Genomic DNA, 16,914 nt, shown 5'->3' with positions numbered 1-16,914 from the left:
CGACGGCGGCGCTGCCGGGCGCGGAAGCCGCTAACCACTGGCCCCGACAGGCGGCTCCCAGGCGGCGCCCTGCGGCAGCCTCGCCTTCGCCGCGCCGACGACGAGCCTCGGCGTGATCCTCGGCAGCGGCGACGACACGCTCCACCTGGCCAGCCTGCCGCCGGCACCGTCCTTCACGGTCAGCGGCGGCGCGGGCGCGGACAGAATCGTCTTCGACACCGAGCTCCCTGCCGCCACCGCGGCCACAACGCGCTCACGCAGATCGACCGATAGGGTCGAGGCCATGGATTGGCTCCCAAACCTCCCCAACCCATGCGCCTCACAGCCGTTCCAGATCGCTCGGATGGCGCTCTAGCTTCCCGCCTATTTGGCTTCCCGCCTACTTGCTGCCGGGGGGCAGGGCGGTCGCGAGCGGGCCGGCGGGGGGAAGCGGGAAGCCGACCTTGCAGCGCTGGCCGCCGGGCAGCTTGAAGTCCGGGTTCGGCAGTTCGAGGCGCACGCCGAAGGTGCCGCTCGCCGCGTCGAACACCTGATCGACCACGCTGACCTTGGCCTCGTAGGCGCCGCCGATCGGCTGGTCGAGCGTGACGGTGGCCGGCATCCCCAGGGCGATCTCCTTCCAGCGGGAGACCGGCAGGTAGGCCTCGACGTAGAGCGGATCGAGCTGGACCAGGGTGAAGATCGCGCTGTCCTGGCGCACGAACTCGCCCGCCGACATCAGCCGCTCGGTGACGATGCCGCGGATCGGGCTGCGGATCATCCGCAGTTCGAGCTGCGCCTCGGCGCGCTGGAGTTCGATGCCGTTGAGCTTGTGCTTGAGGATCTCGGTCTGAAGGTCGCGCCGGCCGATCTCGTAATCGGCCTCGACCTGATCGAGCTTCTCCTGGGTGACGATGCCCTTCGAGAGCTGGTTCTGGCGCTCGAGGCGGCGCTTGTAGAGTTCGACGCGGGTCTGCTGGGCCTCGATGCCGGCGGTCGATTCCGCCTGCGCCCGCGACAGGGCGACGTTGGCCTCTTCCACGCTCGAATCGAGCCGGGCGATGATCTCGCCCGCGTCCACGGCGGCACCACGGTTGACCGGCACGCTCTTGAGGATGCCGAGCGTGGCCGAACCGATCTTCAGTTTCTGCGCCGGCTCCACCACGCAATCGACGCGGATGTCCTGAGCGCTCGCCGCCGAAGCGGAGAGGACGAGGGCGGCGAGCGCCAGCCAGATCCGGGCTTGTTGCGTTCCGGCCAGAAGGGTCATCGCGGAAAAGTCCTCACTCGGCATGGCCGGCAAAAGCTAGAATTCGGTCCTGCATCTGGTCGGAATGCAGCAGGTCGGCGCGCATGCGCCCGTGCAGCCGCTCGGTGCGCAACTGCGCGTGGCGCAGCAGGCGCGCGCCGAAGGCCCGGCCCCGCTCGGGGCCGAGCAACGCCATGATGCGGCGGGCGAGTCCACGGCTGATGACGCTGCCATCCAGCAGCGGATCGTCGAGGGAGAGGATCGCCTGAAAACAGCCCGGCTCGCCCTGGCGCCCGCTGCGGCCGGCGAGCTGGTCGTCGATGCGCTGCGCGTCCTGGCGCTCGACCATGATGACGTGCAGGCCGCCGCGTTCGGCCACGCCGGGGCCGAGCTTGATGTCGGTGCCGCGCCCGGCCATGTTCGTCGCGACCGTGATGCGGCCGTGCTGCCCCGCCTGCGCCACGATGGCGGCCTCCTGGCCGTCCTGGGCGGCGCTGAGCACCGTGTGCGGCAGTCCGGCTGCGGTGAGATACGTGCTCGCCCGCGCAGAGGCCCCCACCGAGCGGGTGCCGACGAGAACGGGGCAGCCCTTGGCATGGAGTTCGGCGATGCGCGCCGTCACCCGCCGCCACTTCGCCGCTTCGTCGGGAAGCACCTCGTCGGGCAGGTGGCGCCGCTGCACCGGCCGGTGCGTCGGGATGCGCACCACCGGCAGGCGGTAGACGGTCCAGAATTCGGCGGCGACGCCGCGGGTCGTGCCGGTCATACCGGCGAGGCGGGGATAGCGGCGGAAGAAGCGCTGGTAGGTCATGCGCGCCAGCGTCGCGCGGGCGCCGGAGAGTTCGCAGCCCTCCTTGTGCTCGACCATCTGGTGCAGGCCGTCGCTCCAGCTCCGGTCCGGCATCACCCGGCCGGTATTGGCATCGACGATCACCACTTTCCCATCGCGCAGGATGTAATGCTCGTCGCGGTGGAACAGGTGCAGGGCGGAGAGCGCCTGGCGCACCAGTCCCTCGCGGGTGACGCGCCCGCGCCAGGCCGAGGCCTCGCCGCGCCCGTCGCTCGTGGCAAGATCCGTGATCCGCTCGCGGCCGGCCTCGGTGAGGATGATCCGGTGCTCGGCCGCTTCGATCCCGTAATCCTCGGGGCTCTTCAACGCCGCGGCGATCTCCATGGCGCGGGCGAGCACCTCCGTGCCGAATTGTGAGCCGGCCGGAGCCGAGATGATGAGCGGCGTGCGCGCCTCGTCGATCAGCACGCTGTCGGCCTCGTCGACGATGGCGAAGTGCAGGCCGCGCAGGCGGAGCTGGGCGAGCCGGCTCGCGCTCGCGTGCAGGCTCTCGAGCTTGAGGCGCACGTCGCTGGCGCGCTGGCCCAGCGCGATGCGGTCACGCAGGTAGTCGAACGCCAGATCCTTGTTCGTGCAGTAGGTGATGTGGCAGCCATAGGCCTGAGCCCGCTCAGGCTGCTCCTGCTTCTCCTTGATGACGCCGACGGTGAGCCCCAGCGCGGCGTAGAGCGGACGCATCTCCTCGGCGTCACGCTCGGCGAGGTAGTCGTTGACCGTGACGACGTGGACCGGAAGGCCGGCCAGCGCCGCCGCGCCTGCGGCCAGCGTCGCCGTGAGGGTCTTGCCCTCGCCGGTGGCCATCTGGGCGACGCGCCCGTCGAGCATGGCGGCGGCACCCATCATCTGCACGCCGTAATGGCGCTGCCCCTTCACCCGCCCCGACATCTCGCGGATCAGCGCGAAGGCCTCCGCGATGTCGGCATCGCGAAAGGTCTTTCGGGCGCGCAGGGTCCCGGTGATCGCCCGAATGCGGAACTGCAGCGCCTCTTCGGACAGCTCGGCGATGTCCTCGGCCTGCGCCAGGGCGGCGCGGGCGATCCGCGCGTAGCGCCGGGCGGCCCAGCCGGCGAGCCCGACGCGCACGCGGCCGATCACCCGTGCGGCGGCCTGATCGAGCCGGCTCGGCTTGAGCGGCTTGCGCTCGGAATAGGCGCGGGCCGGCGGCACGCGGTAGGCGGCCCCGGGCGCTGGAGCGGCCGAGAGGGCGACGGGGTCAGACACGGAACTGACTCAGGAACACCTGCCGCAGGCTGCGTAGCGCGCGCCACGCGACCGGCTCCGCCCCGTGATCGAACCGGATATAGACCCGCTCGCCGAGCACGTTGAAGGGGATGCCGCCGGCGAGCTGCACGTCGAAGACGAAGATGCTCTGGAGCGCCACCGGCTTCTGCGGGTTGCTGGCGTCCACGGCGATGGTGCCGCCGCCCTGCGTCGCGAGGGCGAGGCTCGGGATCTCCTGCTGCGCTCCCGGCACCTCCCTCAGGATCGAGCCGATGCGCACCTCCTCGGGCTTCTCGGCCAGCCGCGCCGCGACGCCCTGCGTCCGGCTGCGGATCAGGTCCACATCCGTCTGCGGCACCACCACCCGCACCACGGGGTCGTCGGCGGTGAGCACGTAGCCGATGCGCTCGCCCCGGCGCAGGTACCGCCCCGGCAGATCGACGGCGCCCGGCACGATCAGGCGGCCCGCCTGGGATGCCCGCACGGTGAGGCCGGCCTGCCGCTCGCGGTAGACCCGCAGGATCTCCTGCGTGCTGGCGATCTGCTCCTGGAGGATCTGCGCCTGCACCCGGTCGCCGAGGCGGGCGGCGTCGTAGCGCAGGCGCAGTTCGGCGAGCTGCGCCTCCAGTACCGCGACGCGGCTGTCGAGGCTCGGGTCTTCGAGCGTCGCCAGGGCCTCGCCGGCCCCCGCGTCGCGGCCGGGCTCCACCAGAAGCGTCGTCAGGATGCCGTCGGTCTGGGTGCGGATCTGCGTGTCGTCGGGTGCCCAGACGACCCCCTGCGCCATCGTCGTGTAGGGCAGGGGCACCACGAACAGCAGGGCCAGCACCGCACCCGTGGCGGCGCTGGTGAGGGTGACAGCCCGGCTCCGGCGCCGGTTCAGCTTCGGATCGGTGAGGATGAACTTGAGCCCCTTCACCAGGGGCGAGACCACGGTGCCGAACAGCGCGAGCCCGGCCAGCAGCACGCCGAATACGAAGTACTGCGTGGCGATGAAGCTCGCGATCGCGATCGAGACGGTGGTGCGGTAGATGAAGGCGGCCACCGCGTAGACGAACAGCCAGGGCCGCTCGCCGTCCGCGGTCACCGGACTCTTCGCGCCCTCGATCTTCAGCGCGTAGCGCTCGATCAGGTAGAAGACGTAGCGGTTGGCCCGCGAACCGAGATTCGGGATCTCGATCAAGTCGGCGAAGATGTAGTAGCCGTCGAAGCGCAGGAGCGGGTTGCCGTTGAACAGCAGCGTCGAGACGCTGCCGATCACCATGACGTTGAAGGCCGCCGCCCGCACGAGGCCCGGCTCGGCCGTGGCCCAGACGATGGCGGCGAGGCCCGCCAGGAACAGCTCGACGAAGATGCCGGCGGCGGCCACCATCATCCGCTGCCACTTGCTGGGGAAGGCGGCGGAGGTCGAGGCATCGACGTAGGGCGCCGGGAACAGCACGAGCAGCATGATGCCGACCTCGTGCACCTCGCCGCCCCAGGCCTTGGCGGCACAGGCGTGCCCCGCCTCGTGCAGCGCCTTGATGACGGGGTAGAGGCACATCATCAGCGCCACGTTCTGCGCCGAGAGCATCTGGCCCGCGACGTCGCCGGTCAGCTCGCCCGCGTGCAGGCCGGCCACGACGAGGCCGGAGATCACCACCGCGAGCCAGACCGCGAGCCCCCAGACCGAGAAGAGCGGCCGGAAGTACGGCGCGAGCCGGTCGAGCAGCGGATCGGGGTCGAACAGGGGGAAGCGCAGGGCCAGCGGGTTCTTCACCCGTGCGATCAGGGTGCGGCGCGCGGTCGATTCCGAGCGCTCGGCGAGTTCGGAGAGATCGGGCGGCAGGTCACCCTGAAGCAGGTCCGAGCCGTGAAGCTGCGAGATCAGGCGGATCGTGTCGTCCTGGGTCGGCGGGTCGTCCTCGTTGCGGCGCGCGGCCGCCTCCCACACCTCCTGCAGGGTGCGGCGCCCGTCCATCATGCACAGGATCAGGTTGGCGGCCGGCGAAAGGCGGTGGAAGCGCCCGGTCTGGTGATCCTGAAGGACGTACCAGACCTCGCCGCGAAAGCTCTGCCGGTGAATTTCGGCGTGGCGGCGCAGGCGCGGGCGCAGAGACGCAACGCGGTACCACGATTGGCTGAACAGGGACTGGGACATGCCTCAACCCCTCACGGCCACCAGTGCCAGAGGGCAAGGCGCACCCAGTCGACGATCGGCCGAGCCCAGACCCAGGCGAGCAGCCGCCGGTCGACATCGACCTTGGCGATGCCCTCCATCCCCGGCCGCAGCCGGGTGGCGCCGTCGGCGATCCGGCCCTCGACCCGGAACAGGTTGCGGCCGTTCTTGGCTTCGGCCACGGGGGTGATGGTCTGGATCGTCAGCATTTGCGGCTGGTCGGGCAGGGAGGTCGCCAGGACGTGCCCGGTCTGGCCCTCGCGCAGGTCGGCGATCAGGCGCTCGTCCACGCTGAGCACGACGCGGTAGCTGTCGAGCGGCGCGATCTCGAACAGCACCTGTCCGCGGCTGATCGCGCCGCCGATGGATTGCGAGAGGTCGCCGGAGACGATCAGGCCGTCGAAGGGCGCGGTGAATTTCGAGCGGGCGATCTGCTCGTCGAGCAGGCGGATCTGCGCGTCGGCCTGATCGATCTGGCTCTTCACGACGTTGATCGTGGCAGGCTGCCGGGTGGCGAGCGCCTTGTCGTATTCGTAGGTGCGCTGCTGGCGCTCGGTGACCCAGCGCAGGCGCTCCAGGGCGAGATCGCGGTCTTCCAGGGCGGCGAGCAGGTCGCCCTTGCGCACCGTGTCGCCGGCGCGGTGCCCGGCGGTCTTCAGGTAACCGTCATAGGAGGCGACAACCGAGCGGCGCACGAGGCCTTCGACGCGGGCGTCGGCGGTCACGCGGTAATCGATCTTGATCACCGAGAGCGCCAGAACCACGGCCAGCGTCGCGGCGAGGCCGAGCTTGAGTCCGGTATGGTTCGGGCCAAAGACCAGCCGCGCGCCGTTCATCACCGCGTCGGTGGCCTTCAGCACCAGCCAGCGGTCGTTCTGGCGCTTGTCTTCCAGCACCGGGCCGATGGCGGCGGCGCAGGCGCTCACCTGCTCGACCGTCTCCAGGCTGAACGGCTGGTCGGCGGGCCGCTCCAGGGTGATGGCGCCGACGAAGCGGTCATCGACGAGCATCGGCACGGTCAGCACCCGGCCGCCATATTGAAGGCGGGCGAGGTCGGCATGTGCCGTGGTGACGGTGGCCTCGTTCTCGGGCGGCGGGAACAGGATCAGGCTGCGCTGGTCGATCGCCTCATTCATGCAGGCGCCGAGGCGGCGCACGAGGTTCATCTCGCGGCCGAACTGCGCCGAGTGCGAGATCGCCGTGATCCGGGCGCTCCCGCGGCGCACGAAGCCGATCGCCGCGCGCTGGCAGGAAAAGGCGATGGCGAGGTCCGTGACCGCGGCGGTGCAGGCGGCGGAGAAGCGCGACTGCTCGAGCACCCCGGCCAGCAGGTCGAGGACGGAGCGCGAGCGGGCCAGGGTCCGGCGCTCGCCCCGCCCGATCAGCTCGGCCTGCTTGGCGACGAGCCACGCGCTACCCCACTGCACCTGACGGATCGCGGCGCGCAGTTCGTCCTTGTCGAGGCTGTCGAGGGCAAAGGCGGTGACGGCGAAGCACGCATCGTCCAGAACCAGCGGAAGCGCGACCCACGCGCCCGATTCCTGCGGGGCGGTGCCCGGCTGCGGCCCGGCCTCCGCCATCGCCTGCACGACCGGCCGGTTCTCGCGCAAGGCGGCCTCGGCGGTCTCGCGCAGGCCGGCTTCGCATTCGGACTGTGCCGGGAACACGGCGAGCGGGGCGAGCCCCACCGAGGTGCCCGGAAGCAGGACGCAGGCCCGCGGGGCGCCGAGCATCGGCGCTTGGAGCGTGAGCCACGCTTCCGCCGCCGCCTGAAGCGTCTGGGAGGTTCGGAGCACCTGCCACAGGGCCGGCTCCAGTAGGGACAGGCGCGCGGCCGGGCCCGCTGCGGACACACCCGACGCGGACGAGCCCTCCGCCGCCAAACGCTCGCTCATGGCCCCCGGATTCCTTGACTGTCGGCGCGCAGGGTCTTGCTGGAGAGGGGCCGCACCGCCACGCCGTTCGGCGCGGCGGCGGAGGCGGATGGTCAGGCGTCGAGGTCGAGGCGCCCGTGCCGGTTCTCGTACTCGGTCAGCACGCCGCCGAGGACGGAGTGTAGGCGCTTGGCCGCGAGCGGCGTGAGGATCACGCGGTTCGAGAGATCGACCACCACGCTTTCGGTCTCGGCGAGGTTCCAGGTCCGGTTGGTGCCGAAGAACAGGTCCACCTGCTCGCGGGTGCCCTGCACGTTCACGACGTTGGCGAACTGTGTCGACATGCTGTCTTCACGCCATTCGATCGCACGCACCTGATCGGCGGCACCGGGCTTGCTGCTCTCGCTCACGACTGCTCCCTCATCTGCGCGCATCCCCGCGCGGCGTTACCTCGGGCTCCTCGACATCATCGCCGGGCCGATGCCAGGCTGGATCGCGAAGCCTAAGTCCTCGTCAAGACATTGCACGAATAAAGCCGTCGTTGAACGACGGCTCGCCTTGCGAACCCAGCGAAACCAAGTCGCCTTGCATTTATGGCACACAGGGCGATAGGAGCTATTGCACGGTTTGTGCGATTCGATCACGAATGGAATGTGGCGGCGGCAATGGCCACGAAGAAAAATGCGTTGATCCAGCGTCTCAATTCAAGGCCTCCTTCATGCGGGAGGTTTGACCGGGTCTCGCGCCGCAGCCTGAGCTTGGCTTCACGCTGATGCCGGATGGGGGAGCGCGCGAGATCTCGGCGCCGGAGGTGCCGGGCGCCGGCTTTCCGCGCGTGGACCGATTCCTCGAAAGCGAGGCCGCCGCGCACGCCCTCGGCTTTGCCTTCACATCGGGGTTGATCGACCGGCTCGCCCGCCGGGCGGACACCGCCACGGCGGGGCTGGCCGACGAGTTTCGGCTCGAGCAGCCGCAACTTGCCTGCCTGACCGGTCTCCTCGTCGGCGCCGGTATCGCGACCGAGCCCGAACCGGGCCGGATCGGACTGAGCGACGCCTTCCGCGCCGTGCTGCCCTGCCGCGACCTCATCGAGGCGAAGCTCGCCTTTGCCGCCGCCGCGTCCGAGGATCTGCGCCGGCACTTCCCCGCCTTCGTCGCCGACCTGCCGGCCTTCATGGCGGCCGCGCGCACCTTCGAGCTGTTCCGCTACGACCGCTGTTTCGAGATCACGCCGGACAACCTCGACGCCACCCGGCGCTGGGTCGCCTACACCACCTGCCTGACCCGCTACGAGGCCGGGCCGGGCCTCGACCGGATCGAGCCCGGCCGGCATCGGCGCCTGCTCGATCTCGGCGGCAATAGCGGCGAGTTCGCCGCCCAGGCCTGCCGCCGTGCCCCGAACCTGACCGCGACGGTGTTCGACCTGCCGGTCGTCTGCGCGCTCGGCCGCGAGAACCTCGCGGACCGGCCGGAAGGCGCCCGCGTCACGTTCCAGGCTGGCGACATGCGGCGCGATCCCCTACCCGAGGGGCACGACCTCGTGACCTTCAAGTCGGTCCTGCACGATTGGCCGGCCGACGAGGCCCGTGCCCTGCTCGAACGCGCCGGGCGCGCACTCGCTCCGGGCGGACGGCTCGTGATCTACGAGCGGGCGCCGATGGCCCTGCGCGAGCGCCCCCTCGGCTACGTTCAATCCGCCGATCTCGTGTTCCAGCCCTTCTTCCGGGAGGCGGATCTCTATACCGGGGCGCTGGCCGCTCTCGGCTTCGTCGATTGCACCGTCCGCCGCCTCGCGCTCGAAACGCCGTTCCATTTGATCGAGGCGTCCAAGCCCGGCGGTGCGCGGTGAGCGCGCCCTTCGTCCTCGCCGTCAGCGGACCGCCGGGCAGCGGCAAGACCACCCTGTCCCGCGCCTTGTCGGAGCGCTTCGGCGGCGCACCCGTGCTCGCCTACGACGCCTACGAGGAAATCACCGGCTGGCCGCCGGAGCGGGTGGCGGCGTGGCTCGCGGGGGGCGCGCCCCTCGACGCGGTGCCCGTGCCGGGGCTCACCGAGGATCTGGCCCGGCTTCGGCGCGGCGAGCCGGTGCCGGACCGGGAGCGCGGCGGCACGCTGCGCCTCTCGCGACGCGCGGCGCGGCCCGTGATCGTTCTCGACACCCTGCTCGGCCGGGCCCATCCCGGTACGGGTGCACAGATCGACCATCTGGTCTGGCTCGACCTGCCCCTGGACGTCGCGCTGGCACGCAAGCTGCGCAGCTTCACCGGGGAGGCGAAGCGCGACCCCTCGGCGGCCCCCGGACTTCTCGAAGCGCTCGATGCCTATCTCGGACGCTACGACGCCTTGCTGCACCCGACCTACGCGTTGCAGCACGATCGGGTCCGGCCGTCGGCCGACCAGATCCTCGGCGCCGGCACGCTCGCCGGGCACCTCGCCGCCATTCAGTCCGAAATCCAATCCACTCTCCACGCCACCCTCACGGCCGTCCCGACGCCGACGGCGTGAGAGGCGACGCTCGCGGAGCCAATAACTCGATGTTCAGGTCCGAACGCTCCGCGCCTCCGCGCTTGGTCGTCGCCGGCGGCGGCCCCGCCGGCTGGATGGCCGCGCTCTATCTGAAGCGCGTCCTGCGCCGGGCCGGCTGGACGGTCACCCTCGTCGGGCCGGCCCCGGCCGCAAGCGCCTCCGCCGCCCTGGCGACGCGCCCGGCCTTCACCCGCTTCCTCACCGGTTTCGGCATCGACGAGGCGATCTTCATGCGCCGCTGTGCGGCGACCTATCGGCTCGCCAGCCGCTACGACGACTGGTTCGCCGAGGGTCAGGGCCACTGGCATCCCTTCGGTGCCTGCGGACCGCGGATCGCCGGCCGCGACCTGTTCCACTACTGGATGAAGCTTCGCCAGGAGAGCACCGACGAGGGCACCGAGGACGAGGCCGGGAGCTACGCCGATTACGCGCCCCAGGCGCTGATGGCGGCCGCAGGGCGCGGGCCCCGCTCGCAAGCGGACCGGTCCTCGCTCACCGAATCCGGCGATTACGGCTATCACCTCGACCGGACCGCCCTCGTCCGTTTCCTGCGCGACTTGGCCCTCTCCGAAGGCGTGCGCGGGGTGGCCGGGCGGGTCCGCGAGATCGAGCGCGACCTGTACGGCGATGTCGGGGCCCTCGTTCTCGACGGAGGGCAGAAGGTCGAGGGCGACATCTTCCTCGATTGTACCGGTGCCGCCGCGCAGCTCATCGGCACCGGGCTCGGCGAGGCCTGGGTCGCGGGCAGCGGCCCCGGAGACCGCGTCGCTCGCCTGTCCCTGCCGCGATCGCCCGAGGTGCCGCCCTTCACCGCTTATCGCGGCCGGGCGGAGGGATGGACGGCGTCGCTGCCGCTGGCCGACCGCACGGAGCACCTCTTCGTCTACGACAGCCGGACCACCCCGCCGGATGCGGCGGCGGCCACCTTACGACGCGCCTTCGACGGGGAGGCAGGCATCGTCGATGCGGAACTGCGGCACGGTCGCCGCGCCTCGCCGTGGCAGCGCAACGTCGTCGCCATCGGCGCGGCGGCCGGAGCGGTCGAGCCGCTCCTCGGCTTCGATCTCGATCTCGTCCTGGCCGGACTCGAAACCTTCCTCGCCTACCTGCCGCAGCAGGGGGAGGGCGGTGACGTGCTGCGCCGCGCCTATGCCGCGCGCCTGAACCGCTTCCACGACGATGCGGCCGAGGCGGTGGCCGCGCATTACGTTCTCGGCCGCCGGTCGGAACCGTTCTGGGCGGCGGCCCGCGCGGTGACGATCCCCGACCGGCTCGCCGACCGCCTCGACCTCTATGAGTTGGCCGGGCATGTCGCCTTGAGCGAGGAGGCGCCGTTCAGCGAGGGCGACCATTATCTGCTATTCTCCGGCGCCGATTTTCTGCCGCGTCGGCCCTTCGCTCCGGTCGATGTCGCCGACGGCCGCGAGATCGCCCGACTGCTCGCCAGCATCCGTGCACAGTCGAACCAGATCGCCGAGGCCATGGCCCCGCATGTCCGTCTGATGGACGCGTTGCACGGCCAGGCGCCCGTTGCCGGGCCTTCGGTCCGCATCGCGTCGGCGCCGGTCGGCCCGGCGGCCCTGCGCCGGACGCCGGAGGGCGCCCGTCTCGCCGACCTGGTGGCGGGGCTTGGCCAGCCCTTCGGCTACGAGCGCTCGGTGAAGGCGTCCCCGGCAGGATTGCAGACCGACCGCTTCCTCATGAGCCTGCACCGCGCGAGCCTCGGCCTCACGCCTGAGGCGACGCTCGACCGGCTGGCCGCCGGGCTCGGATTGCCGGAGCGGGAGCGCGCGGAGGCCGCCGGCCAGATCGGTGGGGCGGACATCCTTCATCTCGGCTACGAGGACGGCCCGTCGGGCACGCTCTACAAGCTCTACGTCGAATGGTCGTCGCGCACCGACGCCGCCTGGACCGGAGCGGACGCGGCGGGGGCGGAGCCGATGCTGGTCCATCGCGCCTACAAGTGGAAGCCCGAGGCAACGCATCCGCCCGTCGTTACCCTCTACCACTGGCCAAGGGTGCGCACGCCCGAGGAGATCGAGGCACGGCTGAACCGGATGGCCGGCGAGTGGGGTTCGGCCGGCGCACCCGCGCGCGACACCGCCCAGGCGATCCTGCAGCTGGCGCGGGAGCGGGGGCGCGGCGCGGTCCACTATCTCGAAGCCCGCGAGGAGCCGGGGCTGCGCCTGTCCTACGACCTCAACCTCTATGCCTGCGGCCTGACCGTAGCCGATGCGGAGCCGCTGCTCGGCCAAGCCTTCGTCAGTCTCGGCGTACCGCGCGAGGCGGCCGCGATGGTCTTGAGAGACAGGCTTCAGGAGACACTGGGGCATGTCGCCGGTGGTGTCGGGCGGGATGGCCAGCCCTTCGTCACCGTCTATTCCGGCATCGCCGGCGGATGACCGGCCTCGATCCCGCCCGTCTGGAACTGACCGCGCCGGGTGACCGCTACGCCGATTACTGCCTGTGGGACTACGAGCCGGTCGGGCCGACGGCGGGACGCCTGCGGCAGGCGAGCCTGCTCTGGCACTCGCTGGCCTGCGCGGGGGCGGATCCCCGGCTGTTCGCGATCTGCGATGCCCTGCGTGACGGCCTCGGGCCCGGCCGCAGCGTCTGGGGCGCCAAGCTGCGGGGCGGCGTCACGACCTGGGAGTTCTATTTCTACGACTATGCCCGGCTGGAGCGCACGGTCTCGATCGAGCGCGTGCTGGCGATCCTGGCGCCGTTCGCGCCCTGCGTCCTGCGCTATGCGGGTGCGCGGCCCTACTTCATGTTCTCGCTCGATCTCGACGACGCCCTGGCCCGGAGCGAGCGGAGCCTCGACCGGCTCAACATCTATGTCGGCAATCCCGGCAGCAGCGTCTCGTCTGGCCTCAGCTACGGGCTCACCGCCGACGGACTCGTGTTCGACAATCTCTACAGCTTCTTCGACGCCGCCCGCGAGCGCGACGCGATTTCGGCCAAGGCCGCCTGCTCGGCCCATTTCGATCTGCCCGGCCTCGATCTCGACGCGATCCTGTGGCCCGAACTGATGCGTTGCGGCGTCGTGGTCGTGGCCAACAAGCGCCTGTGCGACGGCGTCTATTTCTCACGCGTCGGCATCGACGGGCTCATCGCCTTCCTCGACCGGCTCGCCTATCCGCCCGCGATCCGCGAGTTCGTACGTTCGGAGCGGCGGCGCCTGTCGCACCTGCTGTTCGATGTCGGGATCGACTACGCGCTGATCGACGGCAGGCTGACGGTGACGAAGAGCGCGTATTACGGTCTGCTCTGAGGGGCTGGGACGACGCCATGGGACGCTACGACCACGCCGCCTACGTCTCGCTGACGATGGAGTTTCGCTGCAACCTCAAATGCGTCCACTGCATGATCGAGGGCACGATGGACCGGCTCGCGCCGGAATCGGACGCGCATTTCGAGGAGATCCTCGCTCTCAATGCCCGCGAGCGGCGCTGGACCGGCCTGATCCTGACCGGGTCCGAGATCACTCTGCGGCGCGACCTGCCCGAGCTGGCCCGCCGGGCACGGGCGAGCGGCTTCGACCATGTCCGCATCCAGACCCATGGCATGCATCTCGGCCAGCCGAGCTACTGCCGCCGGCTGGTCGAGGCGGGTGTCGACGAGTTCTTCGTCTCCATCGCCGGCAGTGACGCGGCCAGCCACGATGCACTCACCCTGGTGCCGGGCTCGTTCGAGCGGGCGCTACGCGGTTTGGAGACCCTCGACGCGATGGAGGGCGTCGAGACCCTCACCAACACCGTCGTCACCGAACGGAGCTATCGCCTGCTGCCCGATCTCGTCGCGCGGCTGGGCCATCTCCGGCGCCTGACCCAGATGGAGTTCTGGGTCTACTTCCCCATGTCCGAGCGCGACGAGAAGGGGCTCGTCGCCCGCCACGCCGACGTCCTGCCCTATCTGCGCGAGGCGGTCCTGCGCGCCCGCGCGCTCGGACGCGCCGTCGAGGTGAAGAACTTCCCCGAATGCCTGCTCGGCGATCTCGGCAATGCCCTGGTCAACGGCCAGCCCGAACTGCACATCGACCCGGATTTCTGGCGGGAGTTCGAGCGCAACGGCTTTTACCAATGTGCCCACCGGGAGATCTGCACCTCCCGGGAATGCCTCGGCCTGAACACCGCCTATGTCGAGAAGTTCGGGCTCGAAGCCGACTTGGTGCATCCGTTGCCCGCGCCCCGGCGGCAGGCCTGGAGCCGGGCTCCGGCTTGAACCGGCGGTTCCGCGTCTCCGGCAAACGCCGCCTCGAAACCAGCGCCTTTCGCTGTCCGACAATCTCGTGTCGCCAGCCCCCTTCAGGATGATGCGCTATCGGTTCCCGAGCCGGAGCCAACGGTCGTGCAGGACGTCGAGATCGCTCCGCGCATCCTTCTGGGCGAGGGCCACCTGCTCGGCCCGGAACTCGCTCGCGGTGATGCCGAACTGCGCGCGGAAGCTGCGGCTGAAATGGACCTTGCTGCGAAACCCGAAATCGGTCGCGAGGCGGGAGAGGCGACGCGTTTCCAACGGATCGCTGAGAGCGGCCCTGACCGCCAGGAGTCGCCGTTCCTGCACGGATCGCATGATGCCGCCGTAGGGGGCGAACATCCGGTAGAGGGTCGCGCGCGAGACGCCGATCTCGTGGGCGATCATCTCCGGCGAGAGGTCCGGCGAGGCGAGGTGGGTTCGGATCGTCTGCTCGGCGAGCGCCAGATGCGTGGTGGCGAGCGTCGGCGTCTCGATGATGGCCTCGGCGCGGGAGGGATCGAGCAGCGTGCGCAGGAAGTCGAGCGTTTCCGCCACGACTTCGTCGGCATCCGGTTCTTCGATCAGGGTACTACGTTCACGCAGCGCGATCATATGGGCGGCGAGGAGCCGGTTGCGTCCCGCGTCGAGCCGCGGCGGCGGCGGGTTTTCGGCAAGCCCCGGCAGCAGGGCCCGCGGGATGATGAGCGCGATCGTGTCCGACGAGGCCGCGAGCGTGTCGACCTCTTGGGCGAGGTCGATGATCGCTACCTGCGAAGACCAGATCGTGGTTTGCCGGCCGCTGATGAGGCCGTTGAAGCCGCCGACGTTGTAGAGATGGAAGAGGATGTGATCCGGCGTGCGGGCGATGAGGTCCCGGTCGCGGCGATAGCTTTGCGCCCCGAACACCACCCGTGCCACCATGATGTCGCCGATGACCGCACCGCTCGCCGAGCCGGTCGGGCTTTGCTGGCCGGGATGGAAGGCCCGCGGTTCGAATAGGGGGCCGACGACGCCTCTCCAGATTTCGGCCGCGGTCTCATGGGGCAGCCCGGTCGTGAGGTAATCCAGCCGCTGGAGAGAGGTCACGGGACAATCGACTTCCAAAAAACAATCGGAGCGCTTTTCCCATTCAGGCAAGGCTTGCCGAAATGCTCGGAAAAGAGGCAACTTTGCAATCACATCGTATTTGGACGAAGTTTATCGACAGAGTTACGATTGATGTTGCAATATATTCCGACTCAGAGCGCGAGTTTCCGCTCGCGTCTTTGCAGAATACCGTCGATCGGATGCCGCCGCCGAGGATGCGTACAGCTAAAGTAGCCCGTTGAGGTTTCAAGAGCTGATGTCCTCAGCAGTGACCGCTCAGACGATCGCAGGGGGGATCGGTCGCCGTCGGGTTGCCGGCTGAAATCCGCAATTTGAAAGTATATTATCTTTATAGGCTGTATAGCCTATAATGCAAAAATGTATTATTCGACATCAGGTCGAAATAATTGCATCAAATTTTAAAAAAATTATTTTCGATTTTGGTGTTTGTCGGGTTTTCGAGCGATGCTGTTTGTGTCGATCATCTGCAAATATCATACGCACTGTGCGATGAGGTCTATCGATCGCGAAGCTTCGCTTTACTGACGTGCCGGTTTATCGGATCGCAAGGCCCAGCTTCGTCACCGTGTCGAGCCGGGTACAGCCCTATGACTATTTTCGCGACAACCCCGATCGCGATTGCGTTCAAGGGCCGTGCACCCGAGAGTGGATGGCCGAGATTGATCCTCTCGGGTAACGCCGTCGCGGTTGCGCCTGCGAAGTCGGCATCTGAGACGCTGGATCAATCGAAAAAATGGAACCATCCCTCCGCAGCGGGGGGCGGTACTGATATGCAGCAGCAGGCGAAGATGCGGGAATCGCACGAGCGCCGCAATGTGGGGTCGGAATGAGTAAGCAGCTTCTCATCTACGAGCGTGCCGTACCGGTCACCCGGCAGCGTCACGGGTCATGGTCCGTGAAGGCCGGTGCGTCGTTCGACTTCGCGCGCGGCGTCAATTCGGTACCGCTCATGGTCGCTGAGTTTCCGAATTCGGCGGCCGAGTATGCCATCGTGTTCGGCGGTGCTGCCGACGAGATCATTCCGGTGGCGCTCCTCGGCATTCGCGACAACGAGAACCTTTACGTGGCCGAATCCGGTTCGTGGACCGGTTCGTACGTCCCGGCCTTCCTGCGCCGCTACCCGTTCGTGTTTTCCAGCGACAACGCGAACGACGCCGATGCCACCTTCACGCTTTGCGTCGACGAGGATTTCTCGGGCTGCAACGACGAGGGTCGCGGCGAGCGCCTGTTCGACGCCGACGGCGAGCGGACACAATATCTGCAGAACGTCCTGGGCTTCCTTCAGGCCTACCAGGTGCAGTTCCAGCGCACGAAACTGTTCGTGAAGCGCCTGCAGGAGTTCGGGCTCCTGGAGCCGATGCAGGCGCAGTTCACCCTGCGAAGCGGTCAGCGCTCGACGCTGTCCGGTTTCAGCGTGGTCAGCCGTGATCGCCTGAAGGCTCTTTCGGCCGAGCAACTCGCCGAGCTCATGCAGGCGGACGAGATGGAGCTGATCTACCTGCATCTGGCTTCGCTGCGGAACCTTGCGCCGATCGCCGAACGCATCGGTGCCCCGGCCGAGACTGCGCAGGCGGACGAGACCGCCCCGGCTTCTCCGGCCGACTTCGAGACCTCGGGCAACGCCTGATCCCGAAGGGCTCCCGGCCGAGGCCGGGAGACATGAGCCGACGCTCAGCCGCTGAGCGTCGGCCGAAATCTGGAAATAGCGGTG

At 69.2% G+C, this 16,914-nt stretch carries 13 protein-coding genes; 6 read left to right on the top strand and 7 right to left on the bottom strand.

Annotated elements, in window-relative coordinates; genetic code table 11:
* Nucleotides 1–30: 30 nt before the first annotated feature.
* The 6 genes from MKK50_RS00235 to MKK50_RS00210 all read right to left on the bottom strand — a co-directional run bounded on the left by MKK50_RS00235 (nt 31) and on the right by MKK50_RS00210 (nt 7,741).
* Nucleotides 31–285 (bottom strand): hypothetical protein, encoded by a 255-nt coding sequence (locus MKK50_RS00235; RefSeq protein WP_499019573.1) that lies wholly within the window; start codon nt 283–285, stop codon nt 31–33.
* Between the two features lie 94 nt (nt 286–379).
* Nucleotides 380–1,249, bottom strand: coding sequence for an efflux RND transporter periplasmic adaptor subunit (locus tag MKK50_RS00230; protein ID WP_253372385.1), 870 nt, complete (start codon nt 1,247–1,249; stop codon nt 380–382).
* A 13-nt stretch (nt 1,250–1,262) separates the two neighbouring features.
* The gene (locus MKK50_RS00225; RefSeq protein WP_499019570.1) at nt 1,263–3,299 is read right to left on the bottom strand and encodes a preprotein translocase subunit SecA; all 2,037 of its coding nucleotides are present in this window, start codon (nt 3,297–3,299) and stop codon (nt 1,263–1,265) included.
* Nucleotides 3,292–5,439 (bottom strand): PqqD family peptide modification chaperone, encoded by a 2,148-nt coding sequence (locus MKK50_RS00220; RefSeq protein ID WP_499019568.1) that lies wholly within the window; start codon nt 5,437–5,439, stop codon nt 3,292–3,294. The genes MKK50_RS00225 and MKK50_RS00220 overlap by 8 nt, the downstream gene beginning before the upstream one ends.
* A gap of 11 nt (nt 5,440–5,450) precedes the next feature.
* Nucleotides 5,451–7,352, bottom strand: coding sequence for an efflux RND transporter periplasmic adaptor subunit (locus MKK50_RS00215; protein ID WP_499019567.1), 1,902 nt, complete (start codon nt 7,350–7,352; stop codon nt 5,451–5,453).
* A gap of 92 nt (nt 7,353–7,444) precedes the next feature.
* On the bottom strand, nt 7,445–7,741 hold the full coding sequence (locus MKK50_RS00210) for a DUF3467 domain-containing protein (RefSeq protein WP_003606160.1): 297 nt from the start codon (nt 7,739–7,741) through the stop codon (nt 7,445–7,447).
* A 362-nt stretch (nt 7,742–8,103) separates the two neighbouring features.
* On the opposite strand from MKK50_RS00210, the gene MKK50_RS00205 reads away from it, so the two are divergent.
* The 5 genes from MKK50_RS00205 to MKK50_RS00185 are packed head-to-tail and all read left to right on the top strand — an operon-like array spanning nt 8,104 to nt 14,081.
* A complete protein-coding gene (locus MKK50_RS00205) occupies nt 8,104–9,180 on the top strand; it encodes a methyltransferase (protein ID WP_499019565.1) in 1,077 nt (358 codons plus the stop codon).
* Nucleotides 9,177–9,836: a nucleoside/nucleotide kinase family protein gene (locus MKK50_RS00200; RefSeq protein ID WP_499019563.1), complete on the top strand. Its 660-nt coding sequence runs from the start codon at nt 9,177–9,179 to the stop codon at nt 9,834–9,836. Before MKK50_RS00205 ends, MKK50_RS00200 begins: the two co-directional genes overlap by 4 nt.
* A gap of 29 nt (nt 9,837–9,865) precedes the next feature.
* Nucleotides 9,866–12,259, top strand: coding sequence for a tryptophan 7-halogenase (locus MKK50_RS00195; protein WP_499019561.1), 2,394 nt, complete (start codon nt 9,866–9,868; stop codon nt 12,257–12,259).
* Nucleotides 12,256–13,131 (top strand): hypothetical protein, encoded by an 876-nt coding sequence (locus tag MKK50_RS00190; protein ID WP_499019559.1) that lies wholly within the window; start codon nt 12,256–12,258, stop codon nt 13,129–13,131. The genes MKK50_RS00195 and MKK50_RS00190 overlap by 4 nt, the downstream gene beginning before the upstream one ends.
* A gap of 17 nt (nt 13,132–13,148) precedes the next feature.
* The gene (locus MKK50_RS00185) at nt 13,149–14,081 is read left to right on the top strand and encodes a radical SAM protein (protein ID WP_499019558.1); all 933 of its coding nucleotides are present in this window, start codon (nt 13,149–13,151) and stop codon (nt 14,079–14,081) included.
* A gap of 96 nt (nt 14,082–14,177) precedes the next feature.
* On the opposite strand, the gene MKK50_RS00180 is transcribed toward MKK50_RS00185, so the two are convergent.
* Entirely contained in the window at nt 14,178–15,182 is a 1,005-nt protein-coding gene (locus tag MKK50_RS00180) for a helix-turn-helix domain-containing protein (protein WP_499019556.1), read from the bottom strand.
* An 847-nt stretch (nt 15,183–16,029) separates the two neighbouring features.
* On the opposite strand from MKK50_RS00180, the gene MKK50_RS00175 reads away from it, so the two are divergent.
* On the top strand, nt 16,030–16,830 hold the full coding sequence (locus tag MKK50_RS00175; RefSeq protein ID WP_499019554.1) for a SapC family protein: 801 nt from the start codon (nt 16,030–16,032) through the stop codon (nt 16,828–16,830).
* Nucleotides 16,831–16,914: the final 84 nt, after the last annotated feature.

The sequence above is a fragment of the Methylobacterium sp. J-043 genome, from assembly GCF_022829505.1.
GTDB classification, from domain to species: domain Bacteria; phylum Pseudomonadota; class Alphaproteobacteria; order Rhizobiales; family Beijerinckiaceae; genus Methylobacterium; species Methylobacterium extorquens_A.
Note: the sequence above shows the minus strand (reverse complement) of the source record. Positions and strands in the feature narration are given on the sequence as shown.